At 75.2% G+C, this 20,060-nt stretch carries 11 protein-coding genes; 10 read left to right on the top strand and 1 reads right to left on the bottom strand.

Annotated elements, in window-relative coordinates:
• Positions 1–40 precede the first annotated feature (40 nt).
• From T328_RS16215 to sucB, 6 genes are all read left to right on the top strand, one after another.
• Positions 41–1,243, top strand: a complete 1,203-nt coding sequence (locus T328_RS16215; protein WP_496496751.1) for a bifunctional adenosylcobinamide kinase/adenosylcobinamide-phosphate guanylyltransferase — start codon at positions 41–43, stop codon at positions 1,241–1,243.
• A 352-nt stretch (positions 1,244–1,595) separates the two neighbouring features.
• The gene (locus tag T328_RS16220; RefSeq protein WP_496496752.1) at positions 1,596–2,690 is read left to right on the top strand and encodes a nicotinate-nucleotide--dimethylbenzimidazole phosphoribosyltransferase; all 1,095 of its coding nucleotides are present in this window, start codon (positions 1,596–1,598) and stop codon (positions 2,688–2,690) included.
• 235 nt (positions 2,691–2,925) lie between these two features.
• Positions 2,926–3,726 carry an adenosylcobinamide-GDP ribazoletransferase gene (locus tag T328_RS16225; RefSeq protein WP_496496753.1) on the top strand — a complete coding sequence of 267 codons (801 nt, stop codon included), beginning with the start codon at positions 2,926–2,928 and terminating at the stop codon, positions 3,724–3,726.
• A gap of 619 nt (positions 3,727–4,345) precedes the next feature.
• Positions 4,346–5,917 carry a leucyl aminopeptidase gene (locus tag T328_RS16230; RefSeq protein ID WP_496496754.1) on the top strand — a complete coding sequence of 524 codons (1,572 nt, stop codon included), beginning with the start codon at positions 4,346–4,348 and terminating at the stop codon, positions 5,915–5,917.
• Positions 5,918–6,106: 189 nt separating this feature from the next.
• Complete coding sequence (lpdA, locus tag T328_RS16235) at positions 6,107–7,495, top strand: dihydrolipoyl dehydrogenase (protein WP_496496755.1); 1,389 nt, start codon at positions 6,107–6,109, stop codon at positions 7,493–7,495.
• Between the two features lie 50 nt (positions 7,496–7,545).
• Positions 7,546–9,348, top strand: a complete 1,803-nt coding sequence (sucB, locus tag T328_RS16240; protein ID WP_496496756.1) for a 2-oxoglutarate dehydrogenase, E2 component, dihydrolipoamide succinyltransferase — start codon at positions 7,546–7,548, stop codon at positions 9,346–9,348.
• Positions 9,349–9,484: 136 nt separating this feature from the next.
• Here sucB and T328_RS16245 read toward each other — a convergent pair whose 3' ends face one another.
• Positions 9,485–13,681, bottom strand: a complete 4,197-nt coding sequence (locus T328_RS16245; protein ID WP_496496757.1) for an nSTAND1 domain-containing NTPase — start codon at positions 13,679–13,681, stop codon at positions 9,485–9,487.
• Between the two features lie 229 nt (positions 13,682–13,910).
• Between T328_RS16245 and T328_RS16250 the strand changes: the two genes are divergently transcribed.
• The 4 genes from T328_RS16250 (at position 13,911) to aceE (ending at position 20,020) form a co-directional block, all read left to right on the top strand.
• Entirely contained in the window at positions 13,911–14,690 is a 780-nt protein-coding gene (locus T328_RS16250; protein WP_496496758.1) for a hypothetical protein, read from the top strand.
• Positions 14,683–16,059 (top strand): copper amine oxidase, encoded by a 1,377-nt coding sequence (locus T328_RS16255; RefSeq protein WP_496496759.1) that lies wholly within the window; start codon positions 14,683–14,685, stop codon positions 16,057–16,059. The genes T328_RS16250 and T328_RS16255 overlap by 8 nt, the downstream gene beginning before the upstream one ends.
• A 110-nt stretch (positions 16,060–16,169) precedes the next feature.
• A complete protein-coding gene (locus T328_RS16260) occupies positions 16,170–16,793 on the top strand; it encodes a GntR family transcriptional regulator (RefSeq protein WP_496496760.1) in 624 nt (207 codons plus the stop codon).
• A gap of 530 nt (positions 16,794–17,323) precedes the next feature.
• Complete coding sequence (aceE, locus tag T328_RS16265) at positions 17,324–20,020, top strand: pyruvate dehydrogenase (acetyl-transferring), homodimeric type (protein ID WP_496496761.1); 2,697 nt, start codon at positions 17,324–17,326, stop codon at positions 20,018–20,020.
• Positions 20,021–20,060 lie beyond the last annotated feature (40 nt).

Here is a 20,060-nt window from a genome sequence, read left to right on the forward strand (position 1 = left end):
CGCTCGGGCGCGGCCCCGCCGCCCGCGAGACGATCGGGGGGTGGACATCACCCTCCTCGGCACCGGTGCGCCCGCCGGGCTGCCGCGACCGGGCTGCCCCTGCGCGGCGTGCGCCGCCGCCGTCGGGCCCGAGGCGCGCGCGGCGACGTCCGTCCTGGTGGACGGCATCGTGCTGCTCGACCTCACGCCGGGCGCCGCGCTCGCCGCGGCGCGCGCCGGGCGGACGCTGTCCGGCGTCATGCAGGTGCTACTCAGCCATCCGCACGACGGCCCCGCCGTGGCGCCCCCGGCGGGCGTGCCGGCGCCGTCGCGGGCGCCGGAGGGGCAGGAGGTGACGCTGATCAGCGGGCACCGGGTGCGGGCGGTCGCGGTCGACTCCCCCGGCACCGGGTACGAGATCACCGGGCCGGGCGGCCGGCGGCTGCTGTATCTGCCGCCGGGTGCCGCGCCGGCGGGTCTGGAGGGGCCGGTGGCCCCGTACGACCTGGTGCTGCTCGACGTCGCCGGGCGGCCGGACGCCCTCGCCCGGCTCCGCGCCCACGGCGCCGTCGCCGCCGCCACCGACGTCGTCGCCGTCCACCTCGGCGGCCACTCCGGCGACGCCGCCGGGCCCACCCCGCCGCCCGGCCCCGAGCTGCGCCGCCGGCTCGCCGCCGCCGGGGCCCGGGCCGTACCCGACGGGCACGCCCTCGTCGCCGGCTACGGCCCGGACCTGCCCGTCGTGCCGCGGCGCACGCTGGTCCTGGGCGGGGCCCGGTCCGGCAAGTCCGTGGAGGCGGAGCGGCGGCTCGCCGCGTTCCCGGCGGTCGAGTACGCGGCCACCGGCGGCACCCGCGACGGCGACGCCGAGTGGGCGGCGCGGATCGCGGCCCACCGCGAGCGCCGGCCGGCGGGCTGGCGGACCACCGAGACCTGCGACCTGGTGCCGCTGCTCGCCGCGGCCGGCGGGCCGCCGCTGCTGATCGACTGCCTGTCGCTGTGGCTGACGGACGCGATGGACGAGGTGAAGGCGTGGGACGGCGGCGACGTACGGCCGCGGGTCGACGAGCTGGTCGCGGCGGTGCGCGCCGCGCGCCGCACCGTGGTCGCGGTGAGCAACGAGGTCGGCTCGGGCGTCGTCCCGGCCACCCCGGCGGGCCGGCTGTTCCGCGACGAGCTGGGCCGGCTGAACGCGGCGGTGGCGGCGGAGTGCGAGCAGGTGCTGCTGGTGGTGGCGGGCCAGGTGCTGGTGCTGCGCGGGTGATCGATGCCGCGGTGGACCCGGCCGGGGCCGGTGCGGCGGGCACGGGTCCGCTGCGGCGGTGCGGGGCCGGGGGTGCCGCCCGCACGCGCGGCGCCCTGCGACGGACTTCGACGGACTTCGACGGACTTCGACGGCCCCGGTGTCCGGCACCCGGCGCCCGACACCATCGTGGCGAGGACGCGGCCCGGTCGGCACCGGCTCGGACACGGGGGTGCGCCCGCGCGGCCGACCGGGCACCGGCCGTCGTGACCGCGGAGACGGTCCGCCGGAGCGGCCTCGTCCGCGCCCGCTCCCGGCGGCCAACTCCGGGGGCAGCGGAGCCTGCGGCGGGCCCGGCGGGTAACCTGCGCCCGTGAGCGGCCTGAATCTGGACGACTTCATCAACGACATCGACCGCCCCGACTCGGCTGTCCGCCGCGACGCCGAGGAGTGGCGGGCGACCCACGGCCCGCGCCCCGGCGCGCTCGGCCGCCTGGACGACCTCGGCGAGTGGCTGGCGGCGGCGCAGGGCGGCGTACCGGCCAAGCCGGTCGCCGAGCCGCGCCTGGTGCTCTTCGCCGGCGACCACGGCGTGGCCGAGCTGGACGTCTCCGGCCGCGCCGCGGGCACCGCGGACGCGCTGGCCCGCGCCGCGCTCGACGGCCGCAGCGCCACCGCGATCCTCGCCCGCCGCTTCGGCGCCGGCCTGCGGGTCGTCGACATGGCGCTCGACTGCGACCCGGAGTCGCTGCCGAAGGACGTCACCCGCCATCGCGTACGCCGCGGGTCGGGCCGTATCGACGTCGAGGACGCGCTCACGGCCGAGGAGGCCGAGGAGGCGTTCCGGGCCGGCATGGCGATCGCGGACGAGGAGGCCGACTCCGGTACGGACCTGCTGCTCCTCGGCGACCTCAGCGTCGGCGGCACCACGGCGGCCGGTGCGATCGTCGCCGCCCTCTGCGGCACCGACGCCTCCGTGGTCACCGGCCGCGGCGGCGCGGGCATCGACGACCTGGCCTGGATGCGCAAGTGCGCCGCCATCCGCGACGCGCTGCGCCGCGCCCGGCCGGTGCTCGGCGACCAGCTGCAGCTGCTCGCCACGGTCGGCGGCGCGGACCTCACGGCGATGACGGGCTTCCTGCTGCAGGCGGCGGTGCGCCGCACCCCGGTCGTGCTCGACGGCGTCGTCTCGGCCGCGGCGGCGCTGGTCGCCCAGCGGGTGGCGTTCCGCGCACCGGACTGGTGGCTGGCCGGCCAGTCGAGCGGCGAGCCGGCGCAGGAGAAGGCGCTGGACCGCATCGCGATCGACCCGCTGCTCGACCACGGGGTGACCACGGGCGAGGGCGCCGGCGCGCTGCTGGCCCTGCCGTTCCTGCAGGCGGCGGCCGAGCTGTGGGCGGACCTGCCGGAGCACGCGGCCGGGCCGGCGGACGGCCCGGCCGAGGACGCGGTTGACGACATCACCTGATCCGGCGGACCCGGTGGGGGCGCGGGGCACGGGGCGGGCTGACGAGTCGTACGAGACCGCCGGGCCCGGCCCGGCGGACGGGGCCGGTAGCCCCGACGCGGCCGACCGGACCGACCCTCCGGCCGGGGCCGACCCGGCCGGGTACCGCACACCCCGACCGGCGGGGGGTTCGACCGGTTCGCCGGGACCGGACGGGACTTCCGAACCGGCCCAACCGCCGGACCCGGCCAGCTCCGTGGACCCCGTCGGCACCGCCGGACTCCGCGACGCGCTGCGGTTCGCGTTCGGGACCCTGACCGCCCTGCCCGTACGCGTTCACCGCTGGGACCGCGCCGCCGCGCGCGGCGGGATGCTCGCCGCGCCGCTCGTCGGGCTCGTGCTCGGGCTGCTCGCCGCCGGCGCCGGCGGGCTGCTGCTGCTCGCGGGTGCCGGGGCGGCCGTCGCCGCCGTGGCGACCGTCGCCGCGCCGGCCGTGCTGACGCGCGGGCTGCACCTCGACGGGCTCGCCGACACCGCCGACGGCCTGGGCAGCGGCCGGCCCGCCGCCGAGGCGCTGCGGATCATGCGGCGCTCGGACATCGGCCCGTTCGGCGTGATCACGCTGCTGCTGGTGCTGCTCGGGCAGGTCGCCGCGGTGTACGAGTTGTACGACGACGGCTCCCGGGTCCGCGCCGCGATCGCCGTCACCGCCGCCGCCGTCGCCGCCCGCGCGGCGCTCGCGCTCGCCGCCCGCGCCGGTGTCCCGCCGGCCCGCCCGGAGGGCCTGGGCGCCGCGGTGGCGGGGGTGCTGTCCGCCCGTACGGCCGCGGCCTGCGCGGCGGCGGCCACCGCCGTCCCCGCCGCGGCGGTCGGCGTCCTCTCCGGCCCGCTTGCGGCACTGCACACCGCCCTCGCGGTCGCCGCCGCGCTGGCCGCCGCCGAGTTGCTGCGGCGCCACTGCGTACGCCGTCTCGGCGGGGTCACCGGCGACGTCTTCGGCGCGCTGGCCGAGACCGCCGCGACCGCCGCCCTGGTCGCCGCGGTCCTGGGCGCCTGAACGGATCCCGCCCGCGCCCGGGCACGGCCCCGCACCCCGCGCCCCGGCGACGTACATACACACGCCGCATACCGTTCCTGTGGACTGAGCGGGAGTGACTCCGCTCGGCCGCACGCCCCGAACGGTCTTGAGCGCTCCCCCACTGCCTGAAGGGCGTGGGAGGTACCCCCATGTCCCCGGCGTACTCGACCCCGGGGCAGCGACACGGATCCTGTCCGTGGTCCGATCCCGGGAGGCCGGTTCCCTCACGACCTGGCCATGTGGGCACGGCCAGAGGGCGACGGGGAAGCCCCGAACCATCACTCCGGTGGAGCGGGGGCCCCGCACGCTGGCACCGTACCCGCGTCCCAGATCGCACGATCACCGTAGCCCGAACGGCCCGGGCCACCGCAAGCCCAGCCGACCATCACACGATCGAGTCACACCACCCTCGTGCACACTATCCGGCCAGCAGTTGGCTACCCCGCTGACGGCGCCCGCGGCGGGCGGCGGCGGGTCCCCGCCACCTGCCCCTACGCGGGGAAACCCGCCGTCGATCCGGCGCCCGCGGCGCGGGTCGTACCGCATACGATGCGCCATGCACCCCCGAGCCCTCGCCCGAGAATGGATCCGAACCACCGTGACTGCTCTGACTCTCAGTTCCTCGTCCGTCGCCGGCCTGCGCGCGGACGCCGTCGTCGTGGGTGTCGCCAAGGGCCCCAAGGGTCCCGTCCCGGCGCCCGGCGCGGAGGCGGTAGACGCCGCGTACGGCGGGAAGCTGGGCGCCGTGCTGGAGGCCCTCGGGGCGTCCGGCGGCGAGGGCGAGGTCACGAAGCTGCCCGCGCCCGACGGCCTCAAGGCGCCCCTCGTCGTCGCCGTCGGCCTCGGCGCCGCGCCCGAGAAGGGGGCAGGGTACGACACGGAGGCCCTGCGCCGCGCCGCGGGCAGCGCGGCCCGCGCGCTGGCGGGTGTAAAGAAGGCCGCGTTCGCGCTGCCGCAGGACGTCGCCGACGACACCGCCGCCGTGGCGGAGGGCGCGCTGCTCGGCGCGTACGCGTTCACCGCCTACCGCGGCGGCGCGGACGCCGGCGCCGGCGACGGCAAGGGCGCCAAGGGCGGCAAGGTGACGAAGGGCAGGGCGAACGGCGGCGCCAAGGCCCCGCTCGCCGAGATCGCCCTCCTCGGCGCCAAGCGCGACAAGGCGCACCGCACCGCCGTCGAGCGCGCCACCGTGCTCGCCGAGGAGGTCAACCGGGCCCGCGACCTGGTCAACCTCCCCCCCAACGACCTCGACCCCACCCGCTTCGCCGCCGCCGCCCAGCAGGCCGGCAAGGAGCACGGCTTCAAGGTCGCGGTGACCGACGAGAAGGCGCTCGCCAAGGGCGGCTACGGCGGCCTCCTCGGCGTCGGCCAGGGCTCGCGGACCCCGCCGCGGCTGGTCCGTCTTGAGCACCGGCACCCGAAGGCCAGGCAGACGATCGCGCTGGTCGGCAAGGGCATCACGTACGACTCGGGCGGCATCTCGCTCAAGCCCCCCGGCCACAACGAGACGATGAAGTGCGACATGAGCGGCGCCGCCGCCGTGCTCTCCGCGGTCTGTGCCGCCGCCCGGCTGGAGCTGCCGGTGAACGTCACCGGCTGGCTGGCCCTCGCCGAGAACATGCCGTCCGGTTCCGCCACCCGCCCCGGCGACGTACTGCGCATGTACAGCGGCAAGACCGTCGAGGTGCTGAACACCGACGCCGAGGGCCGGCTCGTCCTCGCGGACGCGCTGACGACCGCGTCGGAGGAGAAGCCCGACTACATGATCGACGTGGCCACGCTCACCGGCGCCATGGTGCTGGCCCTGGGCCACCGCACGTTCGGGATCATGGCCAACGACGACACCTTCCGGACCCGGATCCACATGCTCGCCGAGGCGGCGGGCGAACAGTCCTGGCCGATGCCGCTGCCGCCCGAGCTGAAGAAGGGCATGGAGTCGCCGATCGCGGACATCGCCAACATGGGCGAGCGGATGGGCGGCGGGCTGGTGGCCGGGCTCTTCCTGGAGGAGTTCGTCGGCGACGGCATCACCTGGGCGCACCTGGACATCGCGGGCCCGGCCTTCAACACCTCCGGCCCGTACGGCTACACCCCCAAGGGCGGCACCGGCTCTGCGGTGCGCACGCTGGTCGCGATCGCGGAGCAGGCGGCCCACGGCGACCTGGCCTGACGTGCCCCGCAACCCCGCCGACGGCCCGCCTCGGGGCCGGCGGGGTGCGGCCCGCGTCTCCGGCTTCCGGCGACAAGTGCGAAGATGGCTGATGGCAGGACAGGGCCTCAGTAGTAGAGCGGCCGTAAAGGAGCCGCCGCCCGGCCGCACCACGGCCGGCCACCGGCGCACATGCATGGAGGACGTGACGTGGCGAACGACGCCAGCACCGTTTTCGACCTGGTGATCCTCGGAGGCGGCAGCGGCGGCTATGCCGCCGCCCTGCGAGGTGCCCAGCTGGGTCTTGACGTCGCCCTGATCGAGAAGGACAAGGTGGGCGGCACCTGCCTGCACCGCGGATGCATCCCGACGAAGGCGCTGCTGCACGCCGGGGAGCTCGCCGACCAGGCGCGCGAAGGCGCATCCTTCGGAGTGAACACCTCGCTCGACGGCATCGACATGGCCGGCGTGCACAAGTACAAGGACGGCGTGGTCGCCGGCCTCTACAAGGGCCTGCAGGGGCTGATCGCCTCCCGCAAGGTCACCCTCGTGGAGGGTGAGGGCCGGCTGTCCTCGCCGACCTCGGTGGACGTGAACGGGCAGCGGTACAGCGGGCGGCACGTGCTGCTCGCCACCGGCTCGTACTCGAAGTCGCTGCCGGGCCTGGAGATCGACGGCGACCGCATCATCGCCTCGGAGCACGCCCTGGTCCTGGACCGGGTGCCGAAGTCGGCGATCGTGCTGGGCGGCGGCGTCATCGGCGTGGAGTTCGCCTCCGCGTGGAAGTCCTTCGGCACCGACGTAACGATCATCGAGGGCCTGAAGCACCTGGTCCCGGCGGAGGACGAGAACACCTCCAAGCTGCTGGAGCGGGCCTTCCGCAAGCGCGGCATCGGGTTCAACCTGGGCACCTTCTTCGAGAAGGCGGAGTACACCCAGGACGGGGTCAAGGTCACCCTCGCGGACGGCAAGGAGTTCGAGGCCGAGCTGCTGCTGGTCGCGGTGGGCCGCGGCCCGGTCTCGCAGGGTCTCGGCTACGAGGAGCAGGGCGTGGCCATGGAGCGCGGCTTCGTCCTGACCGACGCGTACAAGCGCACGAACGTACCCACGATCTCCGCCGTCGGCGACCTGACGCCGGTCCTCCAGCTCGCGCACGTGGGCTTCGGCGAGGGCATCCTGGTCGCGGAGCGGCTGGCCGGCCTGGACGTGGTGCCCATCGACTACGACGGCGTCCCGCGGGTGACGTACTGCCACCCGGAGGTCGCGTCCGTCGGCATCACGGAGGCGAAGGCCAGGGAGACGTACGGTGCCGACAAGGTCGTGGCACTGAAGTACAACCTGGGGGGCAACGGCCGGAGCAAGATCCTCAAGACCTCGGGCGAGATCAAGCTCGTGCAGGTCAAGGACGGCCCCGTGGTCGGCGTGCACATGGTCGGCGACCGCATGGGCGAGCAGGTCGGTGAGGCGCAGCTGATCTACAACTGGGAGGCGCTGCCCGCCGAGGTGGCGCAGCTCGTCCACGCGCACCCGACGCAGAACGAGGCGCTCGGCGAGGCCCATCTCGCGCTCGCCGGCAAGCCGCTTCACGCTCACGACTGAGCCACGGACACGCCCACCATCCGCAAAGAACGTGAGGAGCAACCGAAACCATGGCGGTTTCCGTAACCCTGCCGGCGCTCGGCGAGAGCGTCACCGAGGGCACCGTCACGCGCTGGCTCAAGGCCGAGGGCGAGCGTGTCGAGGCCGACGAGCCGTTGCTTGAGGTCTCCACCGACAAGGTCGACACCGAGATCCCCTCCCCCGCCGCCGGAGTGCTCTCCGCCATCAAGGTGGCCGAGGACGAGACCGTCGAGATCGGCGCCGAGCTGGCCGTGATCGACGACGGCACCGGCGGCGGCGCGGCGGCCCCCGCGCCGGCCGCCGAGCAGGCGCAGGCGCCCGCTCAGGCCCCGCAGGACGAGGCTCCGCCCGCGCAGCAGGCGCCCCCGGCGCCGCAGCCCGCGCCCGCGCAGGCCGCCGGCGGTGCCCAGGGCACCGACGTCAGGCTGCCCGAGCTGGGCGAGTCGGTCACCGAAGGCACGGTGACCCGCTGGCTGAAGCAGGTCGGCGAGCAAGTCGAGGCCGACGAGCCGCTGCTGGAGATCTCCACCGACAAGGTCGACACCGAGATCCCCTCCCCGGCGTCCGGCACCCTGCTGGAGATCGTCGTGCAGGAGGACGAGACGGCGGAGGTCGGCGCCAGGCTGGCGGTCATCGGCAGCGGCGCCGCCGCTCCGGCGGCCCCGGCCGCGCCACAGGACGCCGCCCCGGCGGCCCCGCAGGCCCCGCAGGACGCCGTCCCGGCCGCTCCGCAGGACGCCGTCCCAGCGGCCCCGGCGCAGCCGCCGGCCGCCGCGCCGCCCGCCGCGGCCCCGGCGCAGCCGGCCCCGGCCGCGCCGCCGCCTCCGGCCGCCGCGGCGCCTCCGGCCGCCGCGGCGGCTCCGGCGCCCGCACCCGCGGCGCCCGCCGCCGAAGGTGCGTACGTCACCCCGCTGGTGCGCAAGCTCGCCGCCGAGTCCGGCGTCGACCTGGCCACCGTGAAGGGCTCCGGCGTCGGCGGGCGTATCCGCAAGCAGGACGTCGTCGCCGCCGCCGAGCAGGCCGCCCGCGCCGCCGCCTACGCCCCGGCCGCCGCCTCCGCGGCGCCGTCGGCGGGCCGGCCCGCGGCGCCCGTGCTGGAGGCGTCGCCGCTGCGCGGCCAGACCGTGAAGATGCCGCGCATCCGCAAGCTCATCGGCGACAACATGATGCGCGCCCTGCACGACCAGGCCCAGCTGTCCACCGTGGTCGAGGTGGACGTCACCCGGATCATGCGGATGCGGGCCCGGGCCAAGGACGCGTTCGCGCAGCGCGAGGGCGTGAAGCTCTCGCCGATGCCGTTCTTCGTCAAGGCCGCCGTCCAGGCGCTGAAGGCCCACCCGGTCGTCAACGCCCGTATCAACGAGGACGAGGGCACTATCAGCTACTTCGACACCGAGAACGTCGGTATCGCGGTGGACACGGAGAAGGGCCTGATGACCCCGGTCATCAAGGGCGCGGGCGACCTCAACATCGCGGGCATCGCCAGGAAGACGGCGGAGCTGGCGGACAAGGTCCGCAACAACAAGATCACCCCGGACGAGGTCTCGGGCGCGACCTTCACCATCAGCAACACCGGCTCGCGCGGCGCGCTGTTCGACACGATCATCGTGCCGCCGAACCAGGTCGCCATCCTCGGCCTCGGCGCCACCGTCAAGCGCCCGATGGTCGTCGACCACCCGGAGCTGGGCGAGACGATCGCCGTGCGCCACATGACCTATCTGACGCTCTCCTACGACCACCGCCTGGTGGACGGCGCCGACGCCGCCCGCTACCTGGGGGCGGTCAAGGGCCTGCTGGAGGCGGGCGCGTTCGAGAGCGAGATCGGCCTGTGAGGCGTCCGGTCCGGTAGCCGTACGGCACGGCCGCGCCCCCGCTCCGAGCAGCAGCCCGGGCGGGGGCGCGGCCGTGTTCCGGGCCGCCCCGGCCGGGGTCGGTTCAGGGTTCGGCAGCGGTCCAAGCGGTCCAGCTTCAGCAGGTGTCGCGGTACGCCAGCCCCGGCAGGTACGCCTCCCAGTCGGCCCGCGACAGGCCGCCGCCGGCGCGGACGCACACCGCCTGCCGCGCCCGCTCCGGGTCCACCGGGTACGCGCGCGGCGCGGTGTGCCGGCCGACGGCGTAGACCTCGCCGCCGTCGGGGCTGAAGGAGACCGCCAGCAGCTCGTCGCCGGCCGTCGGCAGGTTGCCGCCCAGCGCCTGGTTGGACGCGGTGTCCCACAGCCGCAGCGTCCCCGACTGCCCGGCGACCGCCAGCGTGCGGCCGTCCGGCGAGAACGCCAGCGCCGTCGCCGGCTCCGCGGCGCCCGTCTGCATCCCCCGGTACGTACCGGGCAGCACCCCGAGGCGGCGCCGGCCCTCGCCGTCCCACAGGGTGACCCGGCCCGAGTCGTCGCCCGCGGCGAGGAAGCGGCCGTCGGGGCTGAACTCCACGGAGCGCACCGCGTCCTGGGCCAGCGGGCGCGGCGTGACCCTGCCGCCGCGCAGGGCGACGAGCTGGTCGTCGCCGGTGGCCAGCAGCCCGCCGCCGGGGTGCAGGGCGAGCGGTGTGCCGCCCGCGTCGCGCAATTGCCGGACGCGCTTGCCGCGCGAGACGTCCCACACCTCCACGGTCTCCCGGTCGGGGATACGGGAGAGGACGAGCTTGCCGCCCGGGCCGTAGGCGAGGCTGTTCAGCGGGTTGACCCTCACGGGGTCCGGGGTGACGTCGAGGGTGCGTACGATCCGGCCGGTCACGGTGTCCCACACCCGCACCCGCTCCGGCTCGTCGCCCATGACGCTCGGCAGCGCGTATGCCAGCCGCCGCCCGTCCGGGCTGAACGCCATCAGCGGGATGCAGAAGTCCCCGACCAGATCCACCCCCTCCAGCCGGCAGGGCAGCGACGGCGGCGACTTCGGCGCCCGGCCGTCGCGCACGTCGCGCATGTCGTGCACCTCGAACACACCGGGCGCCCCCGACCGGCGGGCGGTGACCAGCTTCCCGCCGTCCGGGCTGAACGCCGCGCCCTCCAGCCGCCGTTCGTGCCAGCCGGCGCCGGCGATGCCGTCCAGCCGTACCGTACGCACCACGTGCCCGGACAGGCCGCTGAGGTACCGCAGCTCCCTGTTGCCCGGCGTCAGCCGCAGCTCCGTCGCGTACTCGCTGACCAGCGGGTGGCGCAGCACGGGCGCCGACGTGTCGGCCGTGCGCCAGACGACCAGCTCGTCCGGGCCCACGGCCGCGACCAGCGAGCCGTCCCGGCTGAACTCGATCTCCGACAGCCCCGCGCGCTCCACGTCCAGTCGCTCCCGCCCGGTCGCCACGTCCAGCACCCGGAAGCCGGAGTCGTCCATGACGACGATCCCGCGGCTGTCGGGCGTGAACTCGATCGTCGCGGTGTCGGAGCCGCAGGCGCCGCGGGCGGCGGGGTACGAGCGCAGCCTGCGCTGCCGCTCGCCCGTCTGCCACACCTCCGGCGGGCCGCTCGGCGGGCACAGCACGACGAGCCGGTCGTCGGGGCTGACGTGGCTGAGCCAGCCGTTGCCGTCGGTGTCCGTCTCGTAGGAGAAGACCTTCCGGCGGCTGCGTACGTCCCAGAGCGCAAGGCGCGTCCCCTCGTCGTCGAACGACCAGGTGTTCGCGACGTACGTCCGGCCGCTGGGGCCGAACCAGCCCGTCATGCCGGGGATCTCGCCGCGGCCGGGACGCAGCCGGATGCCGCCGTCCCCGTCGGCGACGGCGAGGGTGCGGCCGTCGGGGGAGACCTCGAAGTCGGACTCGTCGACCGGGCGGCCGAGGCCGGGGCCGGAGCCGAGCCGGCGGTGCGTGGCCACGTCCCAGCGCTCGGTGCGGTCCTCGCCGACGCTCGTGACCGTGCGGCCGTCGGCGCTGAGGAAGCGCTGCGCGCGCGGCTCGCCGGACTGCGGGAGGGCGAAGGAGCCGGACTCGCGCTGGTGCAGCGCGCCGAGCAGGGCGCCGCGGGTCTCCGGGGTGTCGGCGAGCCGCCAGGCGGCGACGCTGAGCTGCATGGCCCGTACGGGATCGGTGAAGCGCAGGCTGTCGGCGACGGCGGCGACGCGGCGGGCCTCGGCGCGGCGGTGCTCGTCGTCGGCGGCGCGGTCCTGCTGCCAGGCGAACAGGCCGGCGACCAGGGCGAGGACGAGCAGTGCCACGAGGGTGGTGAGCAGCCCGCGGAACCGGCGCCGCTCCCGGCCGCGGGCGGCGGTGCTGGCGGCGAGGAACGCGGCCTCGCCGCCGGTGAGTTCCTGCGGCCGGTCGGCGAACAGCTCCTCGGCCTGCGCCAGCCGGCTCCCCCGATACAGCGCGCCGGGGTCGCGGTCCAGCTCCTCCCAGCCGTGCGCGGCCTCGGTGAGCCGCCGCAGGGCGCGCATGCGCTCGCGGTCCTCCTCGATCCAGCCGTGCAGCCGGGGCCAGGCGGTGAGGAGCGCCTCGTGCGCGAGGTCGACGACGTCGTCGTCGAGGGTCAGCAGCCGGGCCCCGACGAGCCGTTCGAGGACGTGCCCGACGTCGACGGTGGGGTCGGTGGGGGTGGTGACGCCGGCGCGGGTGGTGGCGTCGTCGGCGGCGCGGGTGGTGGCGGTGCCCTCGGTCGCGGCGGTGCCAGCGGTGCCGGCTTCGCCGTGTGCGGGCCGGTCGGGGGTGTCGCCGCCGCGGGCCGACGCGGCTGCCGGAGATGGGGGTGTCCCCGGCCCCGCCCCTTCCCGAAACTCGGGGGCTCCGCCCCCGAGACCCCCGCCCCGACGGCTCCGCCGCGGGCCCGCGCCGTCGGCGCCGTCCGCCGCAGGGGCCACCGGTCCGGCACCTTCCCACTCATCAAGGGTTCCGCCCTCGATACCCCCGCCGCTCCGCCGCGAGCCTGCGCCGCCTCCGGCCCTGCCGTCCCCGCCGGAGGCGGTCCCGCCGGAGGCAACCGCATTCGCGGCGATCTCCGCCAGCTCCGCCCGCGGCGCCGGGCGGCGGGTGTCCTGGGAGCCCTCGCCGGGCGAGACGAGGCGCAGCAGCGCGTACCGGGCGACCTGCTGCTGCGCCGGCGTCAGCTCCCCGTAGACCCGCTCCGCGGTCCGGGCGATGGCGCCGCGGACGCCGCCGGCCGCCTCGTACGCCTCCTCCGTCAGCGAACGGCCGCGCCGCCGGTGCCAGGTCTCCAGCAGGACGTGCGACATGAGCGGCAGCGCGCCCGGCTCGCCGTCGACGTCTTTCAGGATGCGTGCCGTCAGGGCCCGTTCGACGATCAGGCCCTCGGCCGCCGCGGGCTTGACCACCGCCTCGCGCAGCTCGGCCGGCGACATGGGGCCGACGAGCAACTGCGCGTCGCGCAGCGCCTCGGTCAGCTCGCGGTGCTCGGCGCAGCGGCCGTAGAAGTCGGCCCGTACGGCGATGACCACCCGCAGCCGGCGCGCGGGGTCGCGGGCGGCGAGGAGGCGGTCGAGGAAGGCGGCGCGCTCGTCGGGGTCCTGGCAGAGGGTGAAGACCTCCTCGAACTGGTCGACGAGGAGGTACGTGTCGCCCTCGGCGGGCGCCGCGTCGAGCACATCGGCGTGGGTACGCGCCGGATGATCACCGGGCGTGAGGATGCGCAGCGCGGCGGGCGGCGGGCAACCGGCCGCCCCCCGCCCCGGCTCGCCGGGCTCCCGCGGCTCCCGCGACTCCTCCGGCCGGTCCGCCTCGCCGTCCCGGGCCGGGGTCCCGCCCGACTGCAGCGCCGGTACGAGCCCGGCCCGCAGCAGCGACGACTTGCCGCTGCCCGACGGGCCGAAGACCGCCGCGAAGCGGCGGGCGCGGACCAGCTCCACGAGGTCCGCGGTGAGCCGGTCGCGGCCGAAGAACCGGTCGCGGTCGGCGGGTTCGAAGCGCGCGAGGCCGCGGTACGGCGGCACTGCGGCGCCGTGCTCCGCTGGCTGTTCGGCCTCCTCCGCCGCGGCCTGCCGCCAGCGCCACTCCCACTCGCCCGGATCGCCGCCGCAGCCCTCCGCATACGCCAGCGCCACCGGCAGCGAGGGCAGCCGGTCGCCGGCGGCGGCCTGGGACAGCGCCGTCACCGAGTACTCCCCGCGCGCGGCGAGCTGACGGTAGGTAGGTCCTCCCGCTTCGGCCCGCAGCTTGCGCAGTTCGTACGCGAAACGCTGGACCGGGCCCGCGGACGGGTCCACGGGTTTCTCCCGCCGCCCCATGGGCGACCCCCCTCGTTCCCCTGTTCCCCTGCTCCCCCTGATCGCCCCCACGATAGTCCGCGCCACCGGCGCCGTCCGACGCACTGTGCACAGCGGCCGGACACCTCCCGGGGATTGTTCAGCAGGGCTGGAGCGGGGTGCTGAACAACGGTCCGGCCGCTTTGATCGGTCTAGACCGATCAAGATGAAGGGACTTCCCATGAGCACATCGGGGGGAGGCCGCCGCCGCATGCGACAGCGCATCGTGTGGGGGGCGCTGACGGCCGTCGCGGGCACCGCGGCCGCCGTCGTCGTGGCCGTGCCGCTCGGCGCGGCGGGCGACGACCAACAGGACGGGGATCCGGGGGCGTCCGCGTCGTCCCCTGCGCCCGGCGCGCTGGGGACGCCGGGCCCCGGAGGGCCGGGGACCGCACCGCTGCCGACCGGCAGGACGGGCACCGGCAGCGATCCGCTGACGCCGGACGAGGAGCGGCGCGCCGAGGAACTGGCGCTCGCGGAGGACCGGACGCTGCGTACGGAGAGCGAGGGCGTCCGGGGTCGCGAGGGCGTACCGCAGCTCGTCAGCACCGACCTCGCCGACTCCTCGGTGAGCGCGGGCGACGACCGGATCGCCGAGGTGTACTTCTACGACTACGCGAACGACACGCTCGTAATGAAGAGCGTCAACCTCACCGGCGACGAGGTCGTGGACACCGTCGAGTCCACCGGCGCGCAGCCCCCGCCAGCCGCGCCGGAGGCGGAGGCCGCCGCCGACCTGCTGGTGGACAGCCCGCTCGGGGCCGGCCTGCGGCAGGACTACGAGGCGGCGACCGGCGAGGAGTTGACCGGCGCGGAGCAGTTGCAGGTCCAGGGGATGACGTACACGGCGCGGCCGGGCGACTCCGGCGGCCTGGAGCAGTGCGGGGAGCACCGCTGCGTGCGGCTCTTCACCCGGGTCAAGGACGGCCCGTGGATCGACACCCGCGACTACGTCATCGACCTGAGCGAGCGGAAGGTGCACCATGCGTAACGCCACCACCCACGGGCCGGCCGCCGGCCGGCGCGGAGCCGCGTTCTGGCGCCGCCCCGCGACCTGGCGCCGCGGCGCCGTCGCCGCCCTGGTGCTGCTCCTGCCGGCCGCCGCACCCGCGGCGCTGCCCAGCGCCGGCGCCGCGACGCCGCACGCGCCGCGGGCGGCGGCGCCGGACTGCAGCGAGGAGTACCGGATCACGCACAAGCTGCCCAACGGCACCGAGTGGCAGATGTGCTACCGCAACAACGACTACGCGGGCCTGGTCCTGGAGGACATCTCGTACAAGCCGAAGGGCGCCCGCAACGCGGTCCCGGTGCTCAACAGCGCGCGGCTCGGGCAGATACACGTCCCGTACGACGACGGGAACGTCGAGTACTACGACGTCACCGAGATCGCGCTCGGCTCCGCCCCGGTGTCCCTGAAGGAGAAGGACTGCCCCGGCGGCACCCGCCGCGCGGTCAAGGTCGGCGGCGACGCGTACGACGCGGTCTGCGTCACCCAGCAGCCGCGCGGCTTCGCGCACTTCGGCAACAGCTGGGACGTCGGCGAGGACAACGGCCGCAACGACAGCGCGCAGGGCGACGACCTCGTCGTCTACACGATCCACTCGGCGGGCTACTACTACTACATCACCCAGTGGAACTTCTCCGACGACGGCACCCTCACCGCCAAGGCGGGCGCCACCGGCAACCTCTCCCCCGGTGACTTCGACGCCTCGGACAAGCACGGCTGGCCGATCGGCGAGGGCTCGCGCGACCGCGCGACCAGCCACCAGCACAACATCTTCTGGCGGCTGGACTTCCAGACGGACAGCTCCCGCCCGGCCAAGATCCAGCAGTACGACACGAAGCGCACCGGCACGGGCGAGGAGGGCTACCCGGCGCAGGAGACGACCCGCAAGAACGTCACCAAGGAGACCGCGGGCAACTCCGACCAGCACCGCTGGTGGCGCGTGAGCGGCACCGCGGGCAAGAACGGCGACGGGCACACGCGCTCCTGGGAACTGGTGCACGGCAACAACGCGCGCTACACGGGCCGCAAGTTCACCAGCAAGGACGTGTGGTTCACGCAGTACAAGAAGTGCGAGAAGTTCCCGAACCACAACCAGAACTTCGACGAGAACTGCACGAAGAACATCGTGGACGCCACCAACGGCGAGCAGCTGAAGCACCCGATCGTCTGGGTCAACGTCGGCTTCCACCACATCGCCCGCGACGAGGACCAGACGCCGATGCCGGTGCACTGGCAGGGCTTCCAGATCTCGCCGCGCGACGTGACGGACATGAGCCCGCTCACACCGGACCGGCTGCGCAAGCCGAAGTACAACGGAGACCCCTTCGACGAGGAAGCGGCGCACGCGCACTGACGCGCCGCCGCGCGGCGCCCCCCGTCCGGCTCCGGTCCGGGCGGGGGGCGCCGTATTGTCGTCTCCACCCCCCGCGCTCTGTCTGTGTGAGAGGACCCGAGGAGATGCCGATGCCCCCTTCCGTCGTCCACCCGTCGCTGCGCGAGCAGATCCGCGAGCACATCGTGGAGGGCGTCGTCAGCGGGCGGTGGAAGCCGGGCGAGCGGATCGTGGAGCGGCGCATCGCGGTCGAGCTGGAGGTCAGCCAGACGCCGGTGCGGGAGGCGCTGCGCGAGCTGGAGAGCATGCGGCTGATCGAGTCGGCGCCGAACAAGGGCGTACGGGTCCGCGACCTGACGGCGGCGGACCTGGAGGAGATCTATCCGGTACGGGCCGGGCTGGAGCAGATCGCGGCGGAGCTGGCGGCGCCGCGGCTGGCGGACGACGTCTCGGCACTGGAGCCGCACGTGGCGGCGCTGCGGGAGGCGGACGCGAAGGAGGACGGCGGGGCGCAGGTCAGGCACACGGTGGCGTTCCACCGGGAGCTGGTGCGGGCGTCGGGCAACAGCGTGCTGCTGCACACGTGGGAGTCGCTGGGGATCGAGATCTACACGTCGCTGGCGATCCGCTGGCTGGGCACGCGGCAGCAGAGCTACGCGGAGGAGCACGCGGACATCGTCGAGGCGTTCCGCCGCCGGGACCCGGCGATCGCGGAACTGGTGAAGGACCACGTCCTAGGCTGCGCGCCAGCCTGATCGGGGGCTACGCCCCCGATCCCCCACCGGGGCGCAGCCCCGGCCCCCCCGGGGCTCCGCCCCGCGAAACCCCCGCGCGCGCCGCGCGGAGGCTCCGCACTCCGAACCCGCCCAGGTCGGGCGCAGGCCCGCCCGACGGCCCGGCCTCCAGCCCCCTGGCCGCCGCCCGACCCCCACGGGCACCACCCCGGCCCTCACCGGGGCACCGCCCCGAAACCCGGCGGGGGCTCCGCCCCCAGCTCCCCGCGGGCACCTCCACGTGCCGCCCCGCCGTCCGACATGCCCGCACCGCCCTGGCCGGGCCCCGCCCCGGCCCTCACGGGGCCCCGGCGTCCGGCTCAGCGGTCACGGGCTCCGGGCACTTCGAACCGGGCCCCGCGCGCACCGACCCCGCCGCGCCTGCTGCAGGCACTCCGTGCACGGGGGTGTGGCACGGGATGCCTACTTTCTCCTCCTCGCCCTGATTTTGCGGTGGGACCTTTGATCGATCATCGATCGCGGACTTACAGTTCGGTCGAGGAGGTAGTGCCATGCAGAGTCAGCTCGACCAGCTCCCCGACCGCGACCCGCAGGAGACCGCCGAATGGCGCGAGTCCCTGGACGCCGTCGCACGGCACGCCGGCCCCGACCGGGCCGCGCGGCTGCTCCGCAGCACCGTCGCACACGCCGGTGCTGCCGGTCTGGACGTACCCGCGCTGCTGGAGACGCCGTACGTCAACACCATCCCCACCGCCGCGGAGCCCGACCTGCCCGGCGATCCGGAGCTGGAGCGGCGGATCGCCGCGTGGAACCGGTGGAACGCCGCCGCCATGGTCACCCGCGGGTCGCGTTACGGGCTCGGTGGGCACATCGCCACCTTCGCCTCCGCGGCCTGGCTGTACGAGACGGGGTTCAACCACTTCTTCCGCGGCAAGGACGACCCCCGCGCCCCCGGCTCGGGTGACCAGCTCTACGTCCAGGGCCACGCCTCCCCCGGCATCTACGCCCGCGCCTTCCTCGACGGCCGGCTCACCGAGGCGCACCTCGACCGCTTCCGCCAGGAGGCCGGTCCCCACGGCGAAGGACTGCCCTCCTACCCGCACCCCCGGCGGCTGCCCTGGCTCTGGGAGTTCCCCACCGTCTCCATGGGCCTCGGCCCCATATCCGCCATCTACCAGGCCCGGTTCAACCGCTACCTCGCCCACCGCGGCATCAAGGACACCTCCGCCAGCCACGTCTGGGCCTTCCTCGGCGACGGCGAGATGGACGAGCCCGAGTCGACCGCCGCCCTCGCCCTCGCCGCCCGCGAGCGGCTCGACAACCTCACCTTCGTCATCAACTGCAACCTGCAGCGCCTCGACGGTCCCGTACGCGCCAACTTCAAGGTCGTACAGGAGCTTGAGGCCCAGTTCCGCGGCGCCGGCTGGAATGTCGTCAAGTCGCTCTGGGGATCCGCCTGGGACGAGCTGCTGGCGCTCGACACCACCGGCGCGCTCGTCCGCCGGCTGCGGGCCGTGCCGGACGCGCAGTTCCAGACGTACGCCACGCGCGACGCCGCGTATGTCCGCGAGCACTTCTTCGGTGCCGACCCGGCGCTGGCGGAGCTGGCGAAGCTGCTCACCGACGACACGATCCTCGACTGCTTCCACCTCTCCCGCGGCGGCCACGAGCCGCGCAAGGTCTACGCCGCGTACCGCGCCGCCGTCGCGCACGAGGGCGCGCCGACCGTGATCCTGGCGCAGACCGTCAAGGGCCACACCCTCGGCCGGGGCTTCGAGTCGCGCAACGCCAACCACCAGATGAAGAAGCTGACCGCCGCCGAGTTCCGCGACATGCGGGACCTGCTGGAGCTGCCCATCCCGGACAGCGCGCTCGCCGCCGACCTCGTGCCGTACGCCCACCCCGGCCCCGACTCCCCCGAGGTGCGCTACCTCCAGGAGCGCCGCGCCGCCCTCGGCGGCCCCGCGCCGGCGCGCCGGGTGCATCCGGTGGCGCTGCCGGAGCCGTCGGCGAAGCCGTTCGACGCGCTGAAGAAGGGCTCGGGCAGCCAGGAGATCGCGACGACCATGGCGCTCGTACGCCTGGTCAAGGACCTCATGCGGGAGAAGGAGACCGGCCGGCGCTGGGTGCCTGTGGTGCCGGACGAGGCCCGTACGTTCGGCATGGAGTCGCTCTTCCCGAGCGCCGGGATCTACTCGCCGCTCGGCCAGAACTACGACCCGGTCGACCGCGACCAGCTCCTCTACTACAAGGAGGCGGCGGACGGGCAGATCCTCAACGAGGGCATCACCGAGGCCGGTTCGCTGGCGGACTTCACGGCAGCCGCCACGTCGTACGCGACGCACGGCGAGCCGATGATCCCGTTCTACATCTTCTACTCGATGTTCGGCTTCCAGCGCACCGGCGACCAGTTCTGGGCACTCGCCGACCAGTTGGGCCGCGGCTTCGTCATCGGCGCCACCGCCGGCCGCACCACCATGACCGGCGAGGGCCTGCAGCACGCCGACGGCCACTCCCCGCTGCTGGCCGCCACCAACCCCGCGGCGCTGATCTACGACCCGGCGTTCGCCTACGAGGTGGCGGTCATCGTCAAGGACGGGCTGCGCCGCATGTACGGGCACGCCGCCCCCGGCGAGGACGCGGACGTCTTCTACTACCTCACCGTCTACAACGAGCCGAAGGTGCAGCCGCCCATGCCCGCGGGCGAGGGCGTCGAGGAGGGCATCGTCCGCGGCCTCTACCGCTACCGGACCGCCGAACTCCCCGGCGGGGCCGCCGCGGACGACACCCCGCGCGCCCAGCTGCTCGCCTCCGGCACCGCCATCCACTGGGCGCTCGCCGCCCAGCACCTGCTCGCCGAGGACTGGGGTGTCGCGGCCGACGTCTGGTCCGCCACCTCCTGGAGCGAGCTGCGCCGCGACGCCCTGTCCTGTGACGCGGCGCAGCTTCGCGGCGAGGACCGGGTCCCCTACGTCACCCGTGCTCTGGAAGGCGCACCGGGCCCGGTTCTCGCCGTCAGCGACTGGATGCGCCAGGTGCCCGACCAGATCGCGCAGTGGGTCCCACAGGAGTACACGTCGCTGGGCACGGACGGCTTCGGCCTCTCCGACACCCGCGAGGCGGCCCGCCGCCACTTCGGGGTGGACGCGGAGTCGATCGTGGTGGCGGCGCTGGACCGGCTGGCGCGCCGCGGCGAGGTGAAGAAGGAGACGGTCGCGGCGGCGGTCGCGAAGTACGGGCTGGCCTGAGCCCTTCGACGGCTACGGGCCCGGCCCGCGCGGGTGCGCG

It is taken from the genome of Streptomyces sp. CNX435, from assembly GCF_059570575.1.